This window comes from Pseudomonas sp. NFIX28 (assembly GCF_900107395.1).
In the GTDB taxonomy this organism is placed as follows: domain Bacteria; phylum Pseudomonadota; class Gammaproteobacteria; order Pseudomonadales; family Pseudomonadaceae; genus Aquipseudomonas.
Window position 1 is genome coordinate 178,473 of the sequence record NZ_FNPW01000003.1, and the last position, 24,431, is coordinate 202,903.

Here is a 24,431-nt window from a genome sequence, read left to right on the forward strand (position 1 = left end):
CATGTCGAAATTTTTTATCGACCGTCCGATTTTCGCCTGGGTAATCGCCCTGGTGATCATGCTGGTCGGGGCTTTATCGATCCTCAAGTTGCCGATCAACCAATACCCGAGCATCGCGCCACCGGCGATCGCCATCTCCGTGACCTACCCAGGCGCTTCCGCACAGACCGTGCAGGACACCGTGGTCCAGGTCATCGAGCAGCAGCTCAACGGTATCGATAACCTGCGTTATGTGTCTTCGGAAAGTAACTCCGACGGCAGCATGACCATTACCGCGACCTTCGAGCAGGGCACCAACTCGGATACCGCGCAGGTCCAGGTACAGAACAAGCTGAACCTGGCCACCCCGCTGCTGCCGCAAGAAGTGCAGCAACAGGGTATCCGCGTGACCAAGGCGGTGAAGAACTTCCTGTTGGTGATCGGTGTGGTTTCCGAGGACGGCAGCATGTCCAAGGACGACCTCTCGAACTACATCGTGTCCAACATGCAGGACCCGATCTCGCGGACCGCGGGCGTGGGTGACTTCCAGGTGTTCGGTGCCCAGTACGCCATGCGTATCTGGCTCGACCCGGCCAAGCTGAACAACTTCAACCTGACTCCGGTCGACGTGAAGAACGCCGTGGCGGCGCAGAACGTCCAGGTGTCGTCCGGCCAGATCGGTGGTTTGCCTGCCCTGCCGGGCCAGCAACTGAACGCCACCATCATCGGCAAGACCCGCCTGCAGACTGCCGAGCAGTTCAAGGCCATCCTGCTGAAGGTCAACGCCGACGGTTCGCAAGTGCGCCTGGGCGACGTCGCCGATGTCGGCCTGGGTGGTGAAAACTATTCCGTCAGCGCCCAGTTCAACGGTGCCCCGGCTTCCGGCCTGGCAGTGAAACTGGCCAACGGCGCCAACGCCCTGGACACCGCCAAGGCCCTGCGCAAGACCATCAATGACCTGGAACCGTTCTTCCCCGAAGGGATGAAAGTGGTATTCCCGTACGACACCACCCCGGTGGTGACCGAGTCGATCAAGGGTGTGGTTGAAACCCTGGTCGAAGCGATCGTGCTGGTGTTCCTGGTGATGTTCCTGTTCCTGCAGAACTTCCGCGCCACCGTCATCACCACCATGACTGTACCGGTGGTATTGCTGGGTACCTTCGGGATCCTCGCGGCCGCCGGCTTCAGCATCAACACCCTGACCATGTTCGGCATGGTGCTGGCCATCGGCTTGCTGGTGGACGATGCCATCGTCGTGGTGGAAAACGTCGAGCGGGTAATGGCCGAGGAAGGCCTGTCGCCCAAGGAAGCTACCAAGAAGTCCATGGGCCAGATCCAGGGCGCGCTGGTGGGTATTGCCCTGGTACTGTCGGCGGTACTGCTGCCGATGGCGTTCTTCAGCGGCTCCACCGGTGTGATCTACAAGCAGTTCTCGATCACCGTGGTCTCGGCCATGGCCCTGTCGGTACTGGTTGCCCTGATCTTCACCCCGGCCCTGTGCGCCACCATGCTCAAGGCCATTCCCCATGGCGAGCACGGTGCGCCGAAAAAAGGCTTCTTCGGCTGGTTCAACCGTACCTTCGACCGCAGCGTCAAAAGCTACGAGCGTGGCGTGGGCAACATCCTGCGGCACAAGGCGCCTTACCTGTTGGCCTACGTGCTGATCGTGGTCGGCATGATCTGGCTGTTCACTCGCATTCCAACTGCGTTCCTGCCTGAAGAAGACCAGGGCGTCCTGTTCGCCCAGGTTCAGACTCCAGCCGGCTCCAGTGCCGAGCGGACCCAGGTGGTGATCGATGAAATGCGCGCCTACCTGCTCAAGGACGAAGCGGATACCGTGGCTTCGGTGTTTACCGTGAACGGCTTCAACTTCGCCGGTCGTGGCCAGAGCTCGGGCATGGCATTCATCATGCTCAAGCCATGGGACGAGCGGTCCGTGGAAAACAACGTGTTCAACCTGGCCGCTCGCGCCCAGCAGCACTTCTTCACCTTCCGCGACGCGATGGTGTTCGCCTTCGCTCCCCCGGCGGTACTGGAGTTGGGTAACGCCACCGGTTTCGACGTGTTCCTGCAGGACCGCGCCGGTATCGGCCACGAGAAACTGATGGAAGCCCGCAACCAGTTCCTCGGCATGGCGGCGCAGAGCAAGATCCTCAGCCAGGTACGTCCGAACGGCCTGAACGACGAACCGCAGTACCAACTGGAAATCGACGACGAGAAGGCCAGCGCCCTGGGCGTGACCATCTCCGACATCAACAACACCCTGTCGATCGCCCTGGGCAGTAGCTACGTCAACGACTTCATCGACCGCGGTCGAGTGAAGAAGGTGTACATCCAGGGTCAACCCGGCGCTCGCATGAGCCCGGAAGACATGAAGAAGTGGTACGTACGCAACAGCGCCGGGACCATGGTGCCGTTCTCCTCCTTCGCCAAGGGCGAGTGGATCTACGGTTCGCCGAAGCTGGCCCGCTACAACGGCGTCGAGGCGATGGAAATCCTGGGTGCTCCGGCCCCGGGCTACAGCACCGGTGAAGCCATGGCCGAAGTCGAAGCCATTGCCAAGAAGCTGCCGGCCGGTGTCGGTATTTCCTGGACCGGCCTGTCCTACGAGGAACGCCTGTCGGGCTCGCAAGCGCCTGCGTTGTACGCCTTGTCGCTGCTGATGGTGTTCCTGTGCCTGGCGGCGCTGTATGAAAGCTGGTCGATTCCGATCGCGGTCATGCTGGTGGTACCGCTGGGGATCATCGGTGCACTGCTGGCGACCAGCCTGCGCGGCCTGTCCAACGACGTGTACTTCCAGGTGGGGCTGTTGGTGACTATCGGTCTGGCGGCGAAAAACGCCATTCTGATCGTCGAGTTCGCCAAGGAACTGCACGAGCAGGGCCGCAGCCTGATCGACGCGGCAGTTGAAGCCTGCCGCATGCGTCTGCGTCCGATCATCATGACGTCCCTGGCCTTCGTGCTCGGTGTGGTACCGCTGGCAATCTCCACCGGCGCAGGCTCGGGTAGCCAGCATGCGATCGGTACCGGGGTAATTGGCGGCATGCTCACCGCGACTGTCCTGGCGATATTCTGGGTGCCTTTGTTCTTCGTCACCGTGTCCGCGATGGGCCGCCGCAAGGCAGACAAAGCAGAAACTACTGAAACTCCTGAAGAGGCTGGCCAATGAGCAAGTCGCTACTCTCCCTCGCAATCACCGCCGCCGTGCTGAGTGGTTGCTCGCTGATACCGGATTATCAGCAGCCGGAAGCGCCGGTCGCGGCGCAATACCCGCAAGGGCCGGCCTATTCGCCTGCGGAGGCTGCCAACCAGGCAGCCGCCGAACAGGGCTGGCGGCAGTTCTTCCATGACCCGGCGCTGCAGCAACTGATCCAGACCGCGCTGGTGAACAACCGCGACCTGCGGGTCGCGGCGCTGAACATCGACGCCTATGCCGCGCAGTACCAGATCCAGCGCGCGGACCTGTTCCCGGCGATTTCGGCCAACGGCAGCGGCAGCCGGCAACGCACCCCGGCGCGGATGTCGCAGACCGGTGAAGCAGCCATCTCCAGCCAATACTCGGCAACCCTGGGTGTCAGCGCTTATGAGCTGGACCTGTTCGGTCGCGTTCGCAGCTTGAGCGAGCAGGCCTTGCAGACCTACTTCTCCAGCGAAGAAGCCCGGCGCAGTACGCAGATCAGCCTGGTGGCCAGCGTGGCCAACGCCTACCTGACCTGGCAGGCCGACAAGGAACTGCTGAAGCTGACCCAGGACACCCTGGCGGCCTACGAGGAGAGCTACCGGCTCACCTCGCGCAGCAACGAAGTCGGCGTGGCCTCTGCCCTGGACCTGAGCCAGTCGCGGACCTCGGTGGAAAACGCCCGGGTGCAACTGGCGCGTTATACCCGCCAGGTGGCCCAGGACGAAAACAGCCTGACCCTGCTGCTGGGTACCGCGATTCCGGCCAACCTGCCGAGCCCGCAGCCGTTGTCGGCTGACCTGCTCAGCGAGTTGCCGGCCGGCCTGCCGTCGGAACTGCTGCAACGCCGTCCGGACATCCTCGCCGCCGAGCACAACCTGAAAGCGGCCAACGCCAATATCGGCGCGGCACGCGCAGCGTTCTTCCCGAGCATCAGCCTGACCGCCAATGCCGGGACCTTGAGCCCCGATGTGGGCGGCCTGTTCAAGGGCGGCTCGGGCACCTGGTCGTTCGCGCCGCAGATCAACATCCCGATCTTCAACGCAGGCAGCCTGCGCGCCAGCCTGGATTACTCGAAGATCCAGAAAGACATCAACGTGGCGCAATACGAGAAGTCCATCCAGACCGCCTTCCAGGAAGTCTCCGATGGCCTGGCCGCACGCCAGACCTACAACCAGCAGTTGCAGGCCCAGCGTGACTTCGTCAACGCCAACCAGGACTACTACCGTCTGGCCGAGCGTCGCTACCGCATCGGTGTCGACAGCAACCTGACCTTCCTCGATGCCCAGCGCTCGCTGTTCAGCGCGCAGCAAGCATTGATCACCGACCGCCTTGCGCAGCTGACCAGCGAGGTCAACCTGTACAAGGCCCTGGGCGGCGGTTGGAACGAGCAAAGTTCGCAGAACGCCGCAGTGAGCAAAGAGGCACCGCCACTGAAGCTGTTCTGAGTGCCTGACGCTTGAAAAAAGCCCACCTTGCGGTGGGCTTTTTTATGGGCCGAAAACCGCCATCAGTTGTGTTCGCTAATCGCCCAGAACCCGCCCGGGCCAATTGAACAGGGCCGTTGATCCAACGCACCATTCCCCGCACCTACAAAAACCAATAACAACAGGTTCGTCATCATGACCCCGCGCCCTGCCCGCTCCGGCTAACGCCATTCCGTTCGCCCTCCGATTTCAAATTTTGTCTGCAACCTGACGTTGCGGCAGCGCCCAGCCTCATCCCTAATAATTAGAGAGCCCGATCCATGAAGCCATCCACTCGCATTCCCTGTTCCCTGCTGCCCAGCCTGCTGGCCGTCGGCATCGCCGGCACGGCCCTGCCGGTCATGGCCGAGGAGTCCGGTTTTCTCGAAGATGCCAAGGCCAACCTGACCCTGCGCAACTTCTACATCAACCGCAACTTCACCAACCCGGCCAAGAGCCAGGGCAAGGCTGAAGAGTGGACCCAGAGCTTCATCCTCGACGCCAAGTCCGGGTTCACCCAGGGCACGGTCGGCTTCGGCATTGACGTGCTGGGGCTGTACTCGCTGAAACTCGATGGCGGCAAGGGCACCGGCGGCACCCAGCTGTTGCCGCTGGATCACGACGGGCGGCCGGCCGACAACTTCGGCCGCATGGGCGTGGCGTTCAAGGCCCGGCTGTCGCAGACCGAGCTCAAGGTCGGCGAATGGATGCCGGTGCTGCCGATCCTGCGCTCGGACGACGGTCGCTCCCTGCCCCAGACCTTCCGCGGCGGCCAGGTCACCTCGAAGGAAATCGACGGCCTGACCCTCTATGGCGGCCAGTTCCGCGCCAACAGCCCGCGTGACGACAGCAGCATGAGCGACATGTCGATGACCGGCAAAGCGGCCTTCACCTCCGACCGCTTCAACTTCCAGGGCGGCGAATACAGCTTCAACGACAAGCGCACCCAGGTCGGGGTGTGGAACGCCCAGCTCAAGGACATCTACAGCCAGCAATACCTCAACCTGATCCACAGCCAGCCGCTGGGCGACTGGACCCTGGGCGCCAACATCGGCTTCTTCTACGGCAAGGAGGATGGCAGCGCCCGCGCCGGCGACCTGGACAACAAGACCTGGTCAGGCCTGTTCTCGGCCAAGTACGGCGGCCACACCTTCTACGTCGGCCTGCAGAAACTCACCGGCGACAGCGCCTGGATGCGCGTCTACGGCACCAGCGGCGGCACCCTGGCCAACGACAGCTACAACGCCAGCTACGACAACGCCCAGGAAAGATCCTGGCAGCTGCGTCATGACTACAATTTCGCCGCCGCCGGCATTCCCGGCCTGACCCTGATGAACCGCTACATCAAGGGCGACAACGTGCACACCGGCACCATCACCGACGGCAAGGAATGGGGACGCGAGAGCGAACTGGCCTACACCGTGCAAAGCGGCACACTGAAGAACCTCAACGTCAAATGGCGCAACTCGACGATGCGTCGCGACTTCAGTACCAACGAATTCGACGAGAACCGCTTGATCATCAGCTACCCGATCAGCCTGCTGTAAACACCCGTCTTGTTTTCGTAGGAGCGAAGCTTGCTCGCGATAATCCTCAACGATGACGCGTACTGACTGGCTAAACGCGGCGCTCTCAGGTTCATCGCAAGCAAGCTCGCTCCGACAGCGAAAACGCAGCGGCGCCGAGTTGCTCGGCGCCGCGTTTGTTTGCAGGTCGTGGGTTATCAGCCGCGGGATTCGACGCCCAGCTCGTCCCACACCGACTCGGCCAGGTGGAAGGTCGCATTGGCCGCCGGAATACCGCAGTAGATTGCGCTCTGCATGATCACTTCCTTGATCTCACCGCGGCTCACGCCGTTGTTGGCGGCGGCGCGCAGGTGCAGCTTGAGCTCTTCGTTGCGGTTCATGCCGATCAGCATGGCGATGGTGATCAGGCTGCGGGTATGGAGCGGCAGGCCCGGACGCGTCCAGATATCGCCCCAGGCATGCCGGGTGATCATTTCCTGGAACTCCGAGTTGAACTCGGTGAGGGTGTTCAGGCTGCGATCGACATGGGCATCGCCCAGCACCGCGCGACGCACTTGCATGCCTTCGGCGTAACGTTGTTTCTCGTCCATCGGGGCTTCCTCAAATATTCTGGCCGGCCAGCAGAAAGGCCACGACCCGCTCGCTGAACGCAGCGCCAGCCTGGACGTTGGACAGGTGCGCCGCATGGAACTCGGCGTATTCGGCGCCGCGTACGCGCTCCTGAATGAAGTGCCCGCCCGAGGGCGGCGTGACTGCGTCTTCAGTACCGGACACCACCAGCGTCGGCGCCTCGATCGCCGCCAGTTGTTCGCGGAAATCCGCATCGCGCACCGCCGCGCAGTTGGCGGCATAACCTTCGGGCGAGGTGGCCGCCAGCATGTCGGTGATCAGCTTGGCCTGGTCCGGGTGCGCCGCGGCAAAGTCCGGGGTGAACCAGCGGGCGATCGACGCATCGCGCAGCGCCACCATCGCCGCCTGGCCGTCGCGCAGCACGGTTTCGATGCGCGGATTCCACACCGACGGATCGCCGATCTTCGCCGCGGTGTTGCACACCACCAGTTTGTTCAGGCGCTCGCCGGCACGGATGCCCAGCCACTGGCCGATCAACCCGCCCATGGATAGCCCGCAGAAATGCGCGCGCTGGATATGCAGCGCATCCAGCAGCGCCAGCACATCGCGGCCCAACTGCTCGATGCTGTAGGGGCCTTCGGTGACCAGGGACTTGCCATGGCCGCGAGTGTCGAATCGCAGCACCCGGAAGTGCTCGGTAAAGGCCGGAACCTGGATATCCCACATGTGCAGGTCGGTACCCAGGGAGTTGGACAGGACCAGCACCGGCGCGTTGTCCGGGCCGTCCAGTTGGTAATGCAGTTCGCCATCGGCGAGTTGTACGAATGCCACGGCAGTCTCCTTCAGGCGTTCAAGGCAAAATGTTCGGCCACGGCGCGCTCGACCCAGGCTTGCGCCTGGCCGAGGTAATGCGCCGGGTCCAGCAGGTGATCCAGTTCCGCCGCCGACAGTTCGGCGGTCACTTGCGGCTCATCCCCCAGCACCGCGCGCAGATGCCGCTGTTCGGCCACCGCGCGCTTGCAGCATTGCTCCAGCAGATGATGCGCGGTCTCGCGTCCAAGGCGCTGGGCCAGGGCGATGCTCACGGCTTCCGCCAGCACCAGCCCCTGGGTCAGGTCGAGGTTTTGGCCCATGCGCGCGGCATCGACTTCCAGCCCGTCGGCCACCAGCCGCGCCTGTTGCAAGGCACCGGACACCAGGCAGCAGATTTCCGGCAGGGTTTCCCATTCGGCGTGCCACAGGCCCAGGCTGCGTTCATGTTCCTGGGGCATGGCGCTGAACATGGTCGCCAGCAGCCCGGGAACCCGGGTCGCCGCGCCGATCAGGACCGCCGCGCCCACCGGGTTGCGCTTGTGCGGCATGGTCGAGGAACCGCCCTTGCCCGGCGCCGACGGCTCGAAGACTTCTGCCGCCTCGGTCTGCATCAGCAGGCTGATGTCGCGGCCCAGCTTGCCGAGGCTGCCGGCGATCAGGCCGAGCACCGCGGCGAACTCCACCAGCCGGTCGCGCTGGGTATGCCAGGGCTGTTCCGGCAGGCTCAGTTGCAACTCCTCGGCCAGCGCCTGGGCAATCGGCAGGGCCTGCTCGCCCAGGGCCGCGAGGGTGCCGGAGGCGCCGCCGAACTGCAGCACCAGCAGGCGCGGCTGGAGCTGCGCCAAGCGCTCGCGGCTGCGAGTCAGCGCGCCCAGCCAGCCGGCGATTTTCATGCCGAGGGTGACCGGCGTGGCATGTTGCAGCCAGGTCCGGCCAGCCATCGGAGTGTCCGCATAACGCTGGGCCTGCGCGGCCAGGATGCCGCCCAGGCGCGCCAGGTCGTTGTCGATCAGGGCCAATGCCTGCCGCAGTTGCAGAACCAGCCCGCTGTCCATCACATCCTGGCTGGTGGCGCCTAAATGCACATAGCGCTCGGCACTGGGATCGGCCTTGGCGATCTGTTTGCCCAGGGCCTTGACCAGCGGGATCGCCGAATTGCCTGCCGTGGCGATGGCCTGGCCCAGGGCGCAAAAGTCATAGAGCCCGGCCTGGCAAGCCGCCTCGATCGGCGCCACCGCGGCGGCCGGAATCACGCCCACCCGCGCCTGCGCCCGGGCCAGCGCGGCCTCGAAGTCGAGCATGGCCTGGACCCGGCCCTGGTCGCAGAACACCTCGCGCATATCGCGGGTGGTGAAGTAGGCATCGAACAGTTGGTTGCTCGCCGGTGTGCTCATAAACAATCCTTAGGAGCGCGCGCCCGCAACGGGCGCACGCAGGCAGGTCACAGGTCGTGGTGCAGGTACGCCGCCTGTTTGGGCAGACGCAGGCTGAACAGGAAGGCGATCGCCATCATCGCCGTCACGTACCAGTAGAAAGTATTTTCCATGCCCAGGGATTTCAGGCCCAGGGCCACGTATTCCGCCGAACCGCCGAATAGCGCGTTGGCCACCGCATAGGCCAGGCCTACCCCCAGCGCGCGCACTTGCGGCGGGAACATTTCGGCTTTTACCAGGCCGCTGATCGAGGTGTAGAAACTGACGATCGCCAGGGCCAGGGTGATCAGCACGAAAGCCAGGAACGGGCTGGTGACGGTTTTCAGGGTCAGCAGAATAGGCACGGTGCATAGCGTGCCCAGCGCGCCGAACCAGAGCATCGAGCGACGCCGGCCGATCTTGTCCGCCAGCATGCCGAACAGCGGCTGCATGCACATATAAAGGAACAGCGCGCCGGTCATGATGTAGCTGGCGGTCTTGGCGTGCATCCCGGCGGTGTTCACCAGGTATTTCTGCATATAGGTGGTGAAGGTGTAGAAAATCAGCGAACCGCCGGCGGTGTAGCCGAGCACGGTGACAAAAGCCTTCGAATGATGCTTGAACAGCGCGGCCACGCTGCCGGCATCCTTGTCTTCACGAATTTCCTTGCTGGAGGTTTCTTTCAGCGAGCGCCGCAGCAACAGCGAGATCAAGGCCGCGATGGCGCCGATCACGAACGGAATCCGCCAGCCCCAGGCCTTGAGCTCCGCCTCGTCGAGAAACTGCTGCAGGATCACCACCACCAGCACCGCCAGCAGTTGCCCGCCGATCAGGGTCACGTACTGGAAGGAGGCGAAAAACCCACGCTGGCCCTTGAGCGCGACTTCGCTCATATAGGTCGCGGTGGTGCCGTACTCCCCGCCCACCGACAGCCCCTGGAACAGCCGCGCCAACAGCAGCAGCGCCGGCGCCCAGGCGCCGATGCTGGCGTAGGTCGGCAGGAAGGCGATGACCAGGGAGCCTGCGCACATCATCAGCACCGAGATCATCATGGAATTCTTGCGCCCGTGCTTGTCGGCCACCCGACCGAACAGCCAGCCACCAATAGGTCGCATCAGGAACCCGGCGGCGAACACGCCAGCGGTATTGAGCAGTTGCACCGTGGGATCGTCGGAGGGGAAAAACGCCGGGGCGAAATAGATCGCGCAGAAGGCGTAGACATAGAAATCGAACCATTCGACCAGGTTGCCGGAGGAGGCGCCGACGATCGCGAAGATCCTCTTGCTGCGTTCCTCGGTCGTGTAGTGACTGGTTAACGTTGTCATGGATTCTCACTCTTTGGGGACGTTGTGGAGTCTAGACATACTTTGTAACAGTCCCGTTCCACAAGACGACCTTGGGGGAATGGCCGCTCCGGCCCTGTCGCTAACCAGCTCGCGGCCCCTCCCCCAGGCACACTCAGTAATCGAAGAACACGGTTTCCGCCTCGGTCCCCTGCAGGATCACGTTCCACTGGTAGTGGCCCGTCGCATCGGCCTTGGCCAACAAGGTGGCGCGACGTTCTTCAGGCACGCGGGCCAGCAGTGGATCAGCGGCGTTGGCCGGCTCGCCGTCGAAATAGATGCGCGTCAGCAGGTGCTTGACCAGGCCCCGTGCAAACACCAGCACCACCAGGTGCGGCGCCTGGGTCGAACCCTGCAGGCCCGGCACGCTGCCCGGCTTGATGGTGGTGAAGCGAAAGCGCCCTTCTCCATCCACCGGCACCCGGCCGAAACCCTGGAAGTTGGGGTCCAGGGCCTTGGCCTGATCGTCTTCGGGGTGGTCGTATTTACCGGCGGCATTGGCCTGCCAGATTTCCAGCATGGCGTCGTTGACGAAATCGCCGTTGCCGTCCACTACCTGGCCGGTGATTGCCACACGCTCGCCGAGGGTCTCGGCCTGGGTCAGGTCTTCGCGGTTCAGCCAGGTCAGGCCGATGTGGTAGTACGGGCCGACGGTGTGGGATGTGGTCGCGGTCAGCGTCATCTTATTTCTCCATCGGCGTGGCATCGCGGCCGCGCAAGACGATGTCCCAACGGTAGCCGAGGGCGTAGGACGGAATGGTTTTCTCCAGGTCGAAGCTGGCGATCAGGCGTTCCTTGGCGCGGGTGTCCGGCACGCAGTTGTAGATCGGGTCGTAGGCCAGCAGCGGGTCGCCCGGGAAATACATCTGGGTCACCAGGCGCGTGAGGACGCTCGGGCCGAACAGCGAGAAGTGGATATGCGCCGGACGCCACGCGTTGTGGTGGTTACCCCAGGGGTAGGCGCCGGGCTTGATGGTCTGGAACTGGTACCAGCCATCGGCGTCGGTGACGGTGCGCCCGGTGCCGGTGAAATTCGGGTCCAGCGGCGCGTCGTGCAGGTCGCGCTCATGGTTGTAGCGGCCGGCGGCGTTGGCCTGCCAGATCTCCACCAGGATCCCCGGCACCGGCAGGCCGTTCTCGTCCAGCACCCGGCCGTGGATGATGATGCGCTCGCCCTGGGGCTCGCCGGCATGCTGGGCGGTCAGGTCGTTGTCCTTGTCCTGCAGGTAATCGGCGCCGATGGTCGGGCCGGTGATTTCCGACAGCGAATGCGGCAGGAACACCAGCGGCTTGGACGGCGAGCGGGTGTTGGTGGATTTGTAGGCCGGGTGCAGGTAATCAGGCTGAGTACCTGATTGCGGGCGCCGGTAACCGGGCTTGTCGGTCATGCTCGATCCTCGTTCTTATAAGAAGCGCGTCACACGCGCTCGATGGCCAGTGCCAGGCCCTGGCCGACACCGACGCACATGGTTGCCAGGCCCTTCTTGCCACCGGTTTTTTCCAAGTGGTGCAGCGCGGTCAATACCAGGCGCGCGCCGCTCATGCCCAGCGGATGGCCAAGGGCGATGGCGCCGCCGTTGGGGTTGACCTGGGGCGCATCGTCCGCCAGGCCCAGTTCGCGCAACACCGCCAGGCCCTGGCTGGCGAAGGCTTCGTTGAGTTCGATCACATCGAAATCGCTGACCGCCACGCCCAGGCGCTCGGTCAACTTGCGCACCGCCGGCACCGGGCCGATGCCCATCACCCGTGGCGCGACGCCGGCGCTGGCCATGCCCAACACCCGGGCCCGGGCAGTCAGGCCGTGTTTTTTCACCGCCTCGGCCGACGCCAGGATCAGCGCCGCCGCCCCGTCGTTGACGCCCGAGGCGTTGCCGGCGGTGACCGTCTTGTCCGGGCCGTTGACCGGCTTGAGCTTGCCCAGGGTTTCCAGCGAGGTGTCGGCCCGCGGATGCTCGTCCTGCTCGACAACGGTCTCGCCCTTCTTGTGGACGATGCGCACCGGCACGATCTCCTCGGCGAAGAACCCGGCGGCCTGCGCCGCGGCCGTGCGCTGCTGGCTGCGCAGGGCGAACGCATCCTGGTCGGCGCGCGACACCCGGTAGTCATCGGCGACGTTGTCGGCGGTCTGCGGCATGGCATCCACGCCGTACTGGGCCTTCATCAGCGGGTTGATGAAGCGCCAGCCGATGGTGGTGTCTTCGAGTTTCATGTTGCGCGAAAAGGCCGTGTCGGCCTTGCCCATGACAAAGGGCGCACGGGACATCGACTCGACGCCGCCGGCGATGGCCAGCTCCATCTCGCCACTGGCAATGGCGCGGAAGGCCGTGCCGATGGCATCCATGCCCGAAGCGCACAGGCGGTTGAGGGTCACGCCCGGAATGCTTTCCGGCAGGCCGGCCAGCAGCAGCGCCATGCGCGCCACGTTGCGATTGTCTTCGCCGGCCTGGTTGGCGCAGCCGAGGAACACCTCGTCCACCGCGTTCCAGTCCACCGATGGGTTGCGCTCGATCAGCGCCTTGATCGGCGCGGCGGCCAGATCGTCGGCCCGCACCGTCGACAGGCCGCCGCCAAAGCGGCCGATAGGGGTACGAATGGCGTCACAGATAAACACGTCGCGCATCAGGCTTCTCCCGGGGTCTGGCCATGGGCCGCGGCGGTGCGGGCCTCGAGGTCACGCAGGACGGTCAATTCGATTTCGGTCGGCGCGGCGGTCTCTGCAACCTGCTCGGCGAAACGGATCGGCCAACCGGTGGCGGCCACCACCTGTTCGCGGGTCACGCCCGGGTGCAGCGAGGTGACGACGAATTCATGGCTGCCGGCTTCCGGCTCCATGATGCACAGGTCGGTGATGATCCCCACCGGCCCGGCCCCTGGCAGGCCCAGGCGCTTGCGCGAATCGCCGCCTTCGCCGTGACCGACCGAGGTAATGAAGTCGAGCTTGTCGACAAACGAACGCGACGACTGCTTGAGGATGATCAGCACGCTCTTGGCCGAACCGGCGATCTCCGGCGCACCGCCGGCGCCCGGCAAGCGGACTTTCGGCTGGCGGTAGTCGCCGACCACGGTGGTGTTGATGTTGCCGAAACGGTCGACCTGGGCGGCGCCGAGGAAGCCGACGTCGATGCGCCCGCCTTGCAGCCAGTAGCGGAAGATCTCGCCGGTCGGCACCACGGTGTCGGCGGTCTCGGCCAGCTCGCCGTCACCGATGGACAGCGGCAACACGCTGGGCTTGGCGCCGATCGGGCCGGATTCGTAGATCAGCACCACGTCCGGCGACGAGGTCAGGCGCGCCAGGTTGGCGGCCTTGGACGGCAGGCCGATGCCGACAAAACACACCGAGCCGTTCTGCAGGCGGCGGGCGGCGGCAACGGTCATCATTTCATTGGTGGAGTAAGTCATTATTTGGCCCCCGTTGCGGCGGCCAGCTTGGCCTGGAATTCGCTGAAATCAGCGCTGCCGCGGATGTATTCGTTGATCCAGGCGGTGAAGGTCTCACGGTCGCGGGCGATCGGGTCCCAGGCCTGGTAGAAGATGTTGTCGCGCTCGGTGTAGCCGTGGGCGTAGGACGGATGAGCACCGCCCGGCACATGGCAGACCGCGCTCAGGGCCCAGGTCGGCAGCACGCAGGCGTTCATCGGCGCGTTCAGGTCGTCGACGATCTCTTCCACGGTGACGATGCAGCGCTTGGCAGCCAGAGCCGCTTCCTTCTGCACGCCGAGAATGCCCCACAGCAGCACGTTGCCCTTGCGATCGGCTTTCTGCGCGTGGATCACGGTGACGTCGGGGCGCACCGACGGCACGGCCGCCAGCACTTCGCCGGTGAATGGGCAGGTCACGCTCTTGATCAACGGGTTGACCTTCGGCAGGTCGGAGCCGGCATACGCACGCAACACCGCGAACGGCAGGCCCGAGGCGCCCGCCACATAGGCGTTGGCCAGGTCGGCGTGGCTGTGTTCTTCGATTTCCAGGGCATGGGGCCATTGCTTCTCGACCGCGTCACGCAGGCGATGCAGGGAACCCACGCCCGGGTTGCCGCCCCAGGAGAAAATCAGCTTGCGGGCACAACCGGCACCGATCAACTGGTCGTAGATCAGGTCAGGGGTCATTCGTACCAGGGTCAGGTCTTTTTTGCCCTGACGAATGATTTCATGACCCGCGGCCGTCGGGATCAGGTGGGTGAAGCCTTCGAGCGCGACGGTATCGCCGTCGTTGACGAACTGCTTCACCGCGTCGTGCAGCGAAAGGATTTCAGCCATGGGGATCTCCCGATTGTTATTGAGCGATTGGAAGAAAAAGGCGCCGGAGGATGCGCCGGAGTGACTGAAGATTAAGCCGGGGGAAAAACCCAAACAATCCGATAATCGACTGAGTGTTCGTTTATCGAACAGATTGTTGTCTGACTATCGATTGTGTTGTGGCCGCTGCCGCAGGCTGCGATCGACCCGGGCCGCGTTCGGAGAACGGTCGCGAATATCTCAGGATCGCTGAAGGCCTTCGGCCTTATCGCAGCCTGCGGCAGTGGCTACAGGTATTCAGCGCTCCCTTCAGGGAGCGCTTTGCTCATTCGCTCAGGTCGCATCCGCATGGCTGACCATGCCTTTGATCACCACCGCCGTGGTTGCCAGCGCCGCCGGGATCACCAGCGCGGTCAGCACCTGCTCGAAGTTCCAGCCCAGCCCCAGCAGCGTAGCGCCCATCCAGGCACCGAGGATCGCACCGAAGCGACCGATGCCGAGCATCCACGACACGCCAGTGGCGCGGCCCTGGGTCGGGTAGAAACGCGCGGCCAGGGACGGCATCGCCGATTGCGCACCGTTGACGCACATGCCGGCGACCAGCACCAGGGTCGCCAGCAAGGCGATGTTGCCCAGGCTTTGCCCTACCGCGTAGGCAAAGACGCCCGCCAGCAGGTAAAAGGTGCCAATGACCTTGTGCGGGTTGAAGCGGTCCATGGCCCAGCCCACCCCCACGGCGCTAAGCACGCCACCGAACTGGAACAACGCGCCGATAAAGGCCGCCTGCTCCATGCTCGCGCCGCTGTCGCGCATCAGGGTCGGCAGCCAGCTGGTCAGCAGGTAGACAATCACCAACCCCATGAAATAGGTCAGCCACAACAGCAAGGTGCCGACGCTGTAGGTGCCGGAGAAAATCACCGCAAACACGTTGCGCGCCTTCACGGTCTTCTGTTCCGGCACGCTGAAGCTCGACGCCTGGTTGACCGTGCCCGGCTCGATTGGCGCCAGGGCCTTGCGCACCTTGTCCGTGCCCCGATTGCGCACCACCAGGTAACGCGCCGACTCCGGCAGCCAGACCAGCAGCACCAGCGCCAGGATCAGCGGCAAGACCCCGCCGATCAGCAGCAAACTGTGCCAGCCGAATGCCGGGATCAGCTTGGCGGAAATGAAACCGCCACCGGCCATGCCCAAGTTGAAGCCACAGAACATGCTGGTCACCAGCAACGACTTGTGGCGCTCGGGGGTGTATTCGGACAGCAGCGTGGTGGCATTGGGCATGCCGGCGCCCAGGCCCAGGCCGGTGAGAAAACGCAGTACCAGCAACTGGTCGACATTGGTGCTGTAGGCCGACGCCAGGCTGAAGGCGCCGAACAGCAGCACCGCGCCCACCAGCACCACTTTGCGCCCGAAGCGGTCAGCCAGCGGGCCGGAGCCCAGCGCGCCAAAGACCATGCCGATCAACGCGGCGCTCATCACCGGGCCGAGGCTGGCGCGGTCGATGCCCCAATCCTGGGACAGCGCCGGCGCAATGAAACCCATGGCCGCGGTATCCAGGCCATCGAGGAAAACAATCAGGAAACACAGGATCACTACTCGCCACTGATAGCGCGACAGCGGCTGGGCATTGATAAAGGACTGCACGTCGAGGCAGTTCCCTACAGCGGATTGAGGCTGGTTCATTATTTTTATTCCACGCGAAAAAACGCAGGCGAACAGGTGCCAGCTGGGCTGGGCGGTTCAACTCGAAAAGGGTCTTGGCAGATCAGGCCTTCGGCAGGCGAAGGCAGGACAAAGGGACACGGCTGGGCGCGCGGGCGATGCTCATGGGGGTTGGCCTCTTCATTATTATGGGGTCGCCACGCAGCCATCGGAGGTGATGCTCCAATGGCCGGATGACGCTGCCGCGACATTAATGAGGCAAGGGAAAGAGCGTCAATTCAGCAAGCGCGGATCTGTGCGTTTATCGAACAGCTTAAGCAGGCAGCCCTCAAGCGAACAATTGGGCGCTGAGGTCGCGACTGGCGCTGAGCAGCCCCGGCAAAAAGCGTTGCTCCAGCTCGGCGCGGCTGACGCGGCCGGCGTGGGTACTGACGTTCAGCGCGGCCAAAACCTGGCCCGAAGCGTCGTATACCGGGACGGCAATGGAGCGCAGGCCTTGCTCCAGTTCCTGATCGACAATGCACCAGCCTTGCTGCCTGACTTGCTGCAGGCATTCGAGCAGCGCCTGCGGGGTGTGCAGGGTTCGACTGGTCTTGGCTTGCAGGTCGGCATGCTCGAGGTATTCGCGCAGCGAGGCGTCGTCCAGCGCCGCTAGCAGGATCCGCCCCATGGACGTGCAATACGCCGGCAGGCGGCCACCGACCGAAAGATCGACCGAAATCAGGCGCTGGGTGGTGGCCGATCGGGCGATGTAGAGGATGTCGTCGCCCTCCAGGGTGGCCATGTTGCAGGCTTCGTGCAGCTGTTCGCTCATGCGGTCCAGGTAAGGCTGGGCCGACACGGCCAGCGGCGTGGAAGACAGGTAGGCGTGGCCCAGGGTCAGCACCTTGGGCAGCAGCGAATAGGTACGGCCATCGGTGGTCGCATAGCCAAGCTTGATCAAGGTATGCAGGCAGCGGCGCACCGCCGCGCGAGGGATTTCCGTGCGATGGCTGATCTGCGCGATGGTCAGATGGCGCTTGCGCTCCTGAAAGGCCTGGACCACCGCCAGGCCGCGAGCCAGAGAAGTCATGAAATCCGGATCACCGGTCAGCGCCTGGATCCGCTTGGCCGGCGAAGCGACAATCGGAGGCGCCACGGAAGCGAAGGAATTACGCAATTGATCGTTCATTTCAGGTTCTCTACGACGGAAGTCCGGCTTATTACAAGCCGTACTGAAGAGGATGCACAAGCCTGCACGGCCAACATTGGGCGATTATCGAACCGTCGACCGATAATCGCAATCGATCGCACCTCAGGGCCGTGCCGCGGCCATGACTGTTTTCCGCCGCCAATAAAGTCTCGCTTTGCGGGTTTAATCCATGCAACTTGTCAGGCCTTGTTACAGAACTGCGTGGGAACACTCTGTCATCCGGATTAAAACTTTCGTGTAACAAAACCCTGATATTTAGTTGATGATTTTTAACTTATTGCCGATAGAGTTATTCATGGCCGCCGCTATAATGAGTAAAGTGATCACCGGCGTTTTCTTGCGTTCGGCAGTATCACCAGGTTGCGTATCGGTAAATGACGCCTCCTGCTGCAAGCGCTTGACGCTCATCTGAATATGCCCGGCCAGTGCGCTTGCCAAAAAGTAACTGTTGCTACGACAGCTGTTCTTGTCCGATGCCGTGGCCGCATGCAACAAGAAGCGGTTTTTGCAAACCCATCGCCACCTGGCTTCAATAAGCGAGCCGAGTACGAAGGCGGTTTGATAAAGCCGATCGAGGCAATGCGTATCATCGGAATTATCTCAACTCAGTTAGGTAACACTGTGACGAAAGACGAACTGCGCGCTGAACTTGAGCGCCAGGAACAACGTTACAAGGAAGTTTACGGAGGCGAAGTCACCACTTACGCCGCCCAGCCCGAACCAGAACGCAAACCTTGGCGCAAGCGTGCCAGCATTCTTGATCAGGCCTTTACCCAAGAACTGCAAAAGATGGAAAAAGAACTCAAGGCCGAACAGCCGTGACGCTGCTCTCCCCCAGGTTCGTCCCGCTGGGTAGCCTTGCGGGTAAAAGCTGATCGCCAGGCTGGCAGGTGCCTTCCGGGGCTGCGGCGAATAGCCACAAAAGAGCTCAAAAACCGTCATGAAATTGAAATTTCATACACGTGTTTGAGACGTTTGGCTGAACGTTGCATCCCTGCCCCCGAAGATCAGCCCCAATAAAATCAATGGCTTGCCCATGCCCCGAAAAACGGCATGGCCATTGGCCTGCCTCCAGCTTTTTCGTTGAAGAATGTTACCAACCAGCACCTAGTGCATCGATTACCAGGGTTTTCTGGCATAATCGCGCCCCCTTATGACCGGGTCAGAAAACCTTCATGATCGATTTATTCAGCGGACTGGATGCTTGGGTGCTTGTGAGCCTCTTGCTCGCCCTGGCTTTTGTCCTCGCCTACGAGTTCATCAACGGCTTTCATGACACCGCAAATGCGGTTGCCACTGTTATCTACACCAAAGCCATGCCGCCGCACCTGGCCGTATTCTTTTCCGGTGTATTCAATTTCCTCGGTGTGCTGCTGGGCGGTGTCGGCGTGGCCTATGCCATCGTCCACCTGCTGCCGGTCGAGCTGCTGATCAATGTCAACACCGGTCACGGCCTGGCCATGGTCTTCTCGTTGCTGGCCGCGGCCATCACCTGGAACCTGGGCACCTGGTACTTCGGTATTCCTGCTTCCAGTTCGCACACCCTGATCGGTTCGATCCTCGGCGTCGGCCTGGCCAATACCCTGCTCAACGACATCCCACTGCGCGATGGCGTGAACTGGCAGAAAGCGTTCGATATCGGGGCTTCCCTGGTGTTCTCGCCCATGGCCGGCTTCCTGATTGCCGCTCTGGTGCTGATCGGCCTGAAGTGGTGGCGCCCGATCTCGAAGATGCACAAGACCCCGGAACAACGCCGCAAGGTCGACGACAAGAAACACCCGCCTTTCTGGAACCGCCTGGTGCTGGTCATCTCGGCCATGGCCGTCAGCTTCGTGCACGGCTCCAACGACGGCCAGAAAGGTATCGGCCTGATCATGCTGGTATTGATCGGTATCGTTCCGGCGCAGTTCGTGCTCGACCTTAATAGCACCACCTACCAGATCGAACGCACCCGCGACGCCACCCTGCACCTGAGCCAGTTCTACCAGCGCAACCAGGATTCCCTGGGCGAGTTCCTGGCCCTGGGCAAAAGCGTGAAAGACGACCTGCCGGGCAAGTTCCGCTGCAACCCGCAGCAGACCGAACCGACCATCGCCGCGCTGCTGGGCACCCTCAAGGGCGTCGCCGACTATCACTCGCTGCCGGCCGAAAGCCGCATCGAAGTGCGTCGCTACCTGCTCTGCCTGGACGATACCGCGAAGAAAGTCGGCAAGTTGCCGCACCTCGCGGCCCGTGAAAAGGCTGACCTGGACAAGTTGCGCAAAGACCTGACCGCCACCACCGAATACGCACCGTTCTGGGTGATCCTGGCCGTGGCCCTGGCCCTTGGCCTGGGTACCATGATCGGCTGGAAACGCGTGGTGCAGACCATCGGTGAAAAGATCGGCAAGCAAGGCATGACTTACGCCCAGGGCATGTCGGCACAGATCACCGCCGCCGGCCTGATCGGCATGGCCAACATCTTCAGCCTGCCGGTATCGACCACCCATGTGCTGTCTTCGGGTGTTGCCGGGACCATGGTTGCGAACAAGAGCGGCCTGCAAGGCGGCACCGTACGGACCATCCTGCTGGCCTGGGTGCTGACCCTGCCAGCGACCGTGGCGCTGTCGGGCGGCCTGTTCTGGCTGGCGTCGAAAGCCCTCGCGAGCTGATTCGTTCAGCCCCAGCAAAAAGGTGCGCCCCCAGGGGTCGCACCTTTTTTTATGCCTGAAATAAATGATCGACCTCTGTAGGAGCGAAGCTTGCTCGCGATGGGCTGCAAGGCAGTCTTGAAAGCTGATTCCGCGTTCTACCTGGAGACCTGTATCGCGCAAAGCGGACGCCATCGCGGGCAAGCCTCGCGCCTACAAAACACACAGGCAAAAAAAAGGGCAACCGAAGTTGCCCAAAATGCCTTGCGTGCTCGTTACCGGAAAGACTTAAGGTTTTTTGCGTTTATGCGCATCTTTCCAGATGAAAAATCCAAACCCGGCGAAAAACAGAACCATGAGGCCGACAGTCAGCACTCCGGCGATCACCACATTGTCGAAAAACATGACTGGCCTCCTGCTCTTGCCCGGTTGTTGATGGGGCTAAGTTAACCAAAGAGGCGGCGGGGAAAATTGACCGGGGTCAATGTCGCCCAAGACCGGGCGACGAGGAGGGGGAATAACTGATTTACATCAACGGATCGCGCCCATTTCAGCGCTTTTTCGGTTTTTTCGGCTTCTTCTTCGGCTTGCCCAGGGGCATTGCCTGTTCGAACGCCTGGCGCACTTCATTCAGGCGCTTTTCCTTCAGGTCATGCACACGCTTGGCACGTTCGGCATTCAGGTCGATCAGATTGTCGTCTTGGCTCATGGCGTTGGCTTGCATCATTCAGGTCAATGTCGACCGAAGCTTCTATATAGAAGAGCTGCGGCCTTTGCGGGTTTGCCAATAATGCGGCGTGACGCGGCGACTGAACAGTGATCGGCCGACATTGAGTGCAATTAAAACCGACAGGCTGGCGATCCCGCCGCCCCCAGAGGATCAGCCGACTCCGCGATCGCCAGTATTGAAGCCGCGACCTCTAAACCTCGACGTCGACCCACAGCCCCTGGCGTGGCGCATCCTCGATCAGCGGCACCACGGGCACGGTGTTGTCGGCATTCAGCTCGTCCCCAGGCACGGCCAGGTGCAGTTCGGGATCCTCCTCGGCCTCGCGCTGGCGCTGGCGTTTTTGCTGTTGGCGCTGCTGCTCTTCGCGCAGCAGCAGTGCCGACTGTTCGGCATCGCGCTTCTGCAAGTCGATGGTGCTTTCGTTGGAACTTTGTTGCACCGACACCACCGGCGGGATATCCGGGCGCGGCCGGATGGGGTCCTGCTGGGAGGTCACTGGCACGGCACTCAAGGGCAGCATCGGGGGCAGCATATTATTTGGTCTCCTGTCGGCAGGCTGTCGGCTGCTGTGGGGGCGACTTGAGCCATCGGTCGCAAAGTTGTGACCCAGTCGTCACCCGATCGTGCCCAAGCCCGACAAATACGCCCGATACGCTACCGTCCAGCGTAGTTGTTTTTGTTAGAGTCCTTTGGCCTGAGGGCGCCGATCCGTTAACATAGTCGGCTTTTTCAAGGCGGGAGTCAGGCAGCATGGCGCAGCAGTATCAACCGGGGCAACGCTGGATTAGTGACAGCGAAGCCGAGCTAGGTCTAGGCACCGTTCTGGCACAGGACGGCCGCTTGCTGACCGTGCTCTATCCGGCCACTGGCGACACTCGCCAGTATGCGCTACGGAATGCGCCCCTCACTCGCGTGAGGTTTTCCCCGGGTGACACCATCACCCACTTCGAAGGCTGGAAAATGACCGTGCGCGAAGTCGACGACGTCGACGGCCTGCTGGTCTACCACGGCCTCAACGGGCAGAACGAAGTCGTCACCCTGCCGGAAACCCAACTCTCGAACTTCATCCAGTTCCGTCTGGCCAGCGACCGTCTGTTCGCCGGGCAGATCGACCCGCTGGCCTGGTTCTCCCTGCGCTACCACACCCTGGAACACACCAGCCGCCAGCTGCAATCGTCGCTGTGGGGCCTGGGTGGCGTACGCGCCCAGCCTATCGCCCACCAGCTGCACATTGCCCGTGAAGTCGCCGACCGTATCGCGCCGCGGGTTCTGCTGGCGGACGAAGTGGGCCTGGGCAAGACCATCGAAGCCGGCCTGGTGATCCACCGCCAACTGCTGTCGGGCCGCGCCAGCCGCGTGCTGATCCTGGTGCCGGAAAACCTGCAGCACCAATGGCTGGTGGAGATGCGCCGGCGCTTCAACCTGCAGGTCGCACTGTTCGACGAAGAACGTTTTATCGAAAGCGATGCCGCCAACCCCTTCGAGGACACCCAGCTCGCCCTGGTGGCCCTGGAATGGCTGGTGGACGACGAGAAAGCCCAGGACGCGCTGTTCGCCGCCGGCTGGGACCTGATGGTGGTCGACGAAGCTCACCACCTGGTGTGGCACGAAGACCAGGTCAGCCCGGAATACGCGCTGGTGGAACAACTGGCCGAAGTGATCCCCGGCGTCCTGCTGCTCACCGCTACCCCGGAACAGCTGGGCCAGGACAGCCACTTCGCCCGTCTGCGCCTGCTCGACCCGAACCGTTTCCACGACCTGGCCGCCTTCCGTGCCGAGAGCGAAAACTATCGCCCGGTGGCCGAAGCCGTGCAGGAGCTGCTGGATAAGGGCCGCCTGTCGCCCGAAGCGCACCAGACCATCCATGGTTTCCTCGGCAACGAAGGCGAAGCCTTGTTGACCGCCGTCAACGATGGCGACAGCGAGGCCAGCGCGCGCCTGGTGCGCGAGCTGCTCGACCGCCACGGCACCGGCCGCGTGCTGTTTCGCAACACCCGCGCCGCGGTGCAAGGCTTCCCGGAACGCAAGCTGCACCCGTACCCGCTGCCATGCCCGGACGAATACCTGGAACTGCCACTGGGCGAGCACGCCGAGCTGTACCCGGAAGTCAGCTTCCAGGCCCAGCCGGACGCCGGCGAAGAAGAACGCTGGTGGAAATTCGACCCACGCGTCGAGTGGCTGATCGACCAACTGAAGATGCTCAAGCGCACCAAGGTCCTGGTGATCTGTGCCCACGCCGAAACCGCCATGGACCTGGAAGACGCCCTGCGCGTGCGCTCCGGCATTCCGGCCACGGTGTTCCACGAAGGCATGAACATCCTCGAGCGCGACCGCGCCGCCGCCTACTTCGCCGACGAAGAGTTCGGCGCCCAGGTGCTGATCTGCTCGGAAATCGGCAGTGAAGGCCGCAACTTCCAGTTCGCTCACCACCTGGTGCTGTTCGACCTGCCGTCGCACCCAGACCTGTTGGAACAGCGGATCGGCCGTCTCGACCGGATCGGCCAGAAACACGTGATCGAGCTGCATGTGCCGTACCTGGAAACCAGCCCGCAAGAGCGCCTGTTCCAGTGGTACCACGAAGCGTTGAACGCCTTCCTCAACACCTGCCCGACCGGTAACGCCCTGCAGCATCAGTTCGGCCCGCGCCTGCTGCCGCTGCTGGAAGAAGCCGACGATGGCGAGTGGCAAGCGCTGATCGACGAGGCGCGCACCGAGCGCGAGCGTCTTGAAGCCGAGCTGCACACCGGTCGCGACCGTCTGCTGGAGCTCAACTCCGGCGGCGCTGGCGAAGGCGATGCGCTGGTGGAGGCGATCCTCGAGCAGGACGACCAGTTCGCCCTGCCGATCTACATGGAAACCCTGTTCGACGCCTTCGGCATCGACAGCGAAGACCATTCGGACAACGCGCTGATCCTCAAGCCGAGCGAAAAAATGCTCGACGCCAGCTTCCCGCTGGGCGACGACGAAGGCGTGACCATCACCTACGACCGCAACCAGGCGCTGTCGCGCGAAGACATGCAGTTCATCACCTGGGAACACCCGATGGTGCAAGGCGGCATGGACTTGGTGCTGTCCGGCTCCATGGGCAACACCGCCGTGGCGCTGATCAAGAACAAGGCGCTGAAACCCGGCACCGTGCTGCTTGAGCTGCTGTATGTCAGCGAGGTGGTAGCCCCGCGCTCGCTGCAACTGGGCCGCTACCTGCCACCGGCCGCCCTGCGCTGCCTGCTGGACGCCAACGGCAACGACCTGTCGGCGCGCGTCGCCTTCGAGACCCTCAACGACCAGCTGGAAAGCGTGCCACGGGCCAGCGCCAACAAGTTCATCCAGGCCCAGCGCGACCAGCTGACGCCGAAGATCAACGCCGGCGAAGCGAAGATCGCCCCGCGTCACGCCGAGCGCGTGGCCGAGGCACAACGTCGCCTGGCCGCCGATACCGACGAAGAACTGGCGCGCCTGACCGCGTTGCAGGCGGTCAACCCGACCGTGCGCGACAGCGAGCTGGTGGCCCTGCGCCAACAACGCGAACAAGGCCTGGCGATGCTTGAGAAAGCGGCGCTGCGCCTGGAAGCGATCCGGGTCCTGGTGGCGGGCTGATCCCCCTGCCCTTCCGGTAAATAAAAAGGCCCGCACAATGCGGGCCTTTTTTTATCTGCGTCTGTAGGAGCGAGGCTTGCCCGCGATGGTCGCAACGCGTT

Annotated in this window: 21 protein-coding genes; 6 read left to right on the plus strand and 15 right to left on the minus strand. The window is 63.1% G+C overall.

Annotation, left to right across the window (positions count from 1 at the left end):
* The first annotated feature begins 1 nt into the window (after position 1).
* The 3 genes from emhB to BLV20_RS07175 all read left to right on the plus strand — a co-directional run bounded on the left by emhB (position 2) and on the right by BLV20_RS07175 (position 6,170).
* Positions 2-3,148 carry an efflux RND transporter permease subunit EmhB gene (gene emhB / locus BLV20_RS07165; RefSeq protein WP_092299001.1) on the plus strand — a complete coding sequence of 1,049 codons (3,147 nt, stop codon included), beginning with the start codon at positions 2-4 and terminating at the stop codon, positions 3,146-3,148.
* On the plus strand, positions 3,145-4,605 hold the full coding sequence (gene adeC, locus BLV20_RS07170) for an AdeC/AdeK/OprM family multidrug efflux complex outer membrane factor (protein ID WP_092299004.1): 1,461 nt from the start codon (positions 3,145-3,147) through the stop codon (positions 4,603-4,605). The genes emhB and adeC overlap by 4 nt, the downstream gene beginning before the upstream one ends.
* Before the next feature lie 299 nt (positions 4,606-4,904).
* Complete coding sequence (locus tag BLV20_RS07175; RefSeq protein WP_092299007.1) at positions 4,905-6,170, plus strand: OprD family porin; 1,266 nt, start codon at positions 4,905-4,907, stop codon at positions 6,168-6,170.
* Between the two features lie 176 nt (positions 6,171-6,346).
* Here BLV20_RS07175 and pcaC read toward each other — a convergent pair whose 3' ends face one another.
* The 12 genes from pcaC to BLV20_RS07240 form a co-directional block, all read right to left on the minus strand.
* The gene (pcaC, locus tag BLV20_RS07180; RefSeq protein WP_092299010.1) at positions 6,347-6,739 is read right to left on the minus strand and encodes a 4-carboxymuconolactone decarboxylase; all 393 of its coding nucleotides are present in this window, start codon (positions 6,737-6,739) and stop codon (positions 6,347-6,349) included.
* 10 nt (positions 6,740-6,749) lie between these two features.
* Entirely contained in the window at positions 6,750-7,550 is an 801-nt protein-coding gene (gene pcaD, locus BLV20_RS07185) for a 3-oxoadipate enol-lactonase (protein ID WP_092299013.1), read from the minus strand.
* Positions 7,551-7,561: 11 nt separating this feature from the next.
* On the minus strand, positions 7,562-8,926 hold the full coding sequence (locus BLV20_RS07190) for a 3-carboxy-cis,cis-muconate cycloisomerase (RefSeq protein WP_092299016.1): 1,365 nt from the start codon (positions 8,924-8,926) through the stop codon (positions 7,562-7,564).
* A gap of 47 nt (positions 8,927-8,973) precedes the next feature.
* On the minus strand, positions 8,974-10,269 hold the full coding sequence (locus tag BLV20_RS07195) for an MFS family transporter (RefSeq protein ID WP_092299019.1): 1,296 nt from the start codon (positions 10,267-10,269) through the stop codon (positions 8,974-8,976).
* A 133-nt stretch (positions 10,270-10,402) separates the two neighbouring features.
* Positions 10,403-10,969: a protocatechuate 3,4-dioxygenase subunit alpha gene (pcaG, locus tag BLV20_RS07200; protein ID WP_092299022.1), complete on the minus strand. Its 567-nt coding sequence runs from the start codon at positions 10,967-10,969 to the stop codon at positions 10,403-10,405.
* A 1-nt stretch (position 10,970) separates the two neighbouring features.
* Positions 10,971-11,675 (minus strand): protocatechuate 3,4-dioxygenase subunit beta, encoded by a 705-nt coding sequence (gene pcaH / locus BLV20_RS07205; protein WP_092299025.1) that lies wholly within the window; start codon positions 11,673-11,675, stop codon positions 10,971-10,973.
* A 29-nt stretch (positions 11,676-11,704) separates the two neighbouring features.
* Positions 11,705-12,910: a 3-oxoadipyl-CoA thiolase gene (gene pcaF / locus BLV20_RS07210; RefSeq protein WP_175540156.1), complete on the minus strand. Its 1,206-nt coding sequence runs from the start codon at positions 12,908-12,910 to the stop codon at positions 11,705-11,707.
* Positions 12,907-13,689, minus strand: coding sequence for a CoA-transferase subunit beta (locus tag BLV20_RS07215; protein WP_175540157.1), 783 nt, complete (start codon positions 13,687-13,689; stop codon positions 12,907-12,909). The genes pcaF and BLV20_RS07215 overlap by 4 nt, the downstream gene beginning before the upstream one ends.
* Complete coding sequence (locus BLV20_RS07220; protein WP_009047400.1) at positions 13,686-14,543, minus strand: CoA transferase subunit A; 858 nt, start codon at positions 14,541-14,543, stop codon at positions 13,686-13,688. The genes BLV20_RS07215 and BLV20_RS07220 overlap by 4 nt, the downstream gene beginning before the upstream one ends.
* Before the next feature lie 312 nt (positions 14,544-14,855).
* Positions 14,856-16,202, minus strand: coding sequence for a 4-hydroxybenzoate transporter PcaK (locus BLV20_RS07230; protein ID WP_092299035.1), 1,347 nt, complete (start codon positions 16,200-16,202; stop codon positions 14,856-14,858).
* A gap of 307 nt (positions 16,203-16,509) precedes the next feature.
* The gene (gene pcaR, locus BLV20_RS07235; protein ID WP_092299038.1) at positions 16,510-17,352 is read right to left on the minus strand and encodes a pca regulon transcriptional regulator PcaR; all 843 of its coding nucleotides are present in this window, start codon (positions 17,350-17,352) and stop codon (positions 16,510-16,512) included.
* 276 nt (positions 17,353-17,628) lie between these two features.
* Positions 17,629-17,811, minus strand: coding sequence for a hypothetical protein (locus tag BLV20_RS07240; RefSeq protein WP_139192688.1), 183 nt, complete (start codon positions 17,809-17,811; stop codon positions 17,629-17,631).
* 183 nt (positions 17,812-17,994) lie between these two features.
* Between BLV20_RS07240 and BLV20_RS07245 the strand changes: the two genes are divergently transcribed.
* Both BLV20_RS07245 and BLV20_RS07250 read left to right on the plus strand, forming a co-directional pair.
* Entirely contained in the window at positions 17,995-18,195 is a 201-nt protein-coding gene (locus BLV20_RS07245; protein ID WP_009047397.1) for a hypothetical protein, read from the plus strand.
* A gap of 353 nt (positions 18,196-18,548) precedes the next feature.
* Positions 18,549-20,024: an inorganic phosphate transporter gene (locus BLV20_RS07250; protein WP_092299044.1), complete on the plus strand. Its 1,476-nt coding sequence runs from the start codon at positions 18,549-18,551 to the stop codon at positions 20,022-20,024.
* A 267-nt stretch (positions 20,025-20,291) separates the two neighbouring features.
* Here BLV20_RS07250 and ccoM read toward each other — a convergent pair whose 3' ends face one another.
* The 3 genes from ccoM to BLV20_RS07260 all read right to left on the minus strand — a co-directional run bounded on the left by ccoM (position 20,292) and on the right by BLV20_RS07260 (position 21,265).
* Positions 20,292-20,408 carry a cytochrome c oxidase subunit CcoM gene (gene ccoM, locus BLV20_RS31920; RefSeq protein ID WP_007926603.1) on the minus strand — a complete coding sequence of 39 codons (117 nt, stop codon included), beginning with the start codon at positions 20,406-20,408 and terminating at the stop codon, positions 20,292-20,294.
* Positions 20,409-20,553: 145 nt separating this feature from the next.
* On the minus strand, positions 20,554-20,712 hold the full coding sequence (locus BLV20_RS31345) for a hypothetical protein (RefSeq protein WP_023968072.1): 159 nt from the start codon (positions 20,710-20,712) through the stop codon (positions 20,554-20,556).
* Positions 20,713-20,923: 211 nt separating this feature from the next.
* Positions 20,924-21,265: an aspartate-semialdehyde dehydrogenase gene (locus tag BLV20_RS07260; protein WP_092299046.1), complete on the minus strand. Its 342-nt coding sequence runs from the start codon at positions 21,263-21,265 to the stop codon at positions 20,924-20,926.
* A gap of 218 nt (positions 21,266-21,483) precedes the next feature.
* On the opposite strand from BLV20_RS07260, the gene rapA reads away from it, so the two are divergent.
* Positions 21,484-24,330: an RNA polymerase-associated protein RapA gene (rapA, locus tag BLV20_RS07265; protein WP_092299048.1), complete on the plus strand. Its 2,847-nt coding sequence runs from the start codon at positions 21,484-21,486 to the stop codon at positions 24,328-24,330.
* Positions 24,331-24,431 lie beyond the last annotated feature (101 nt).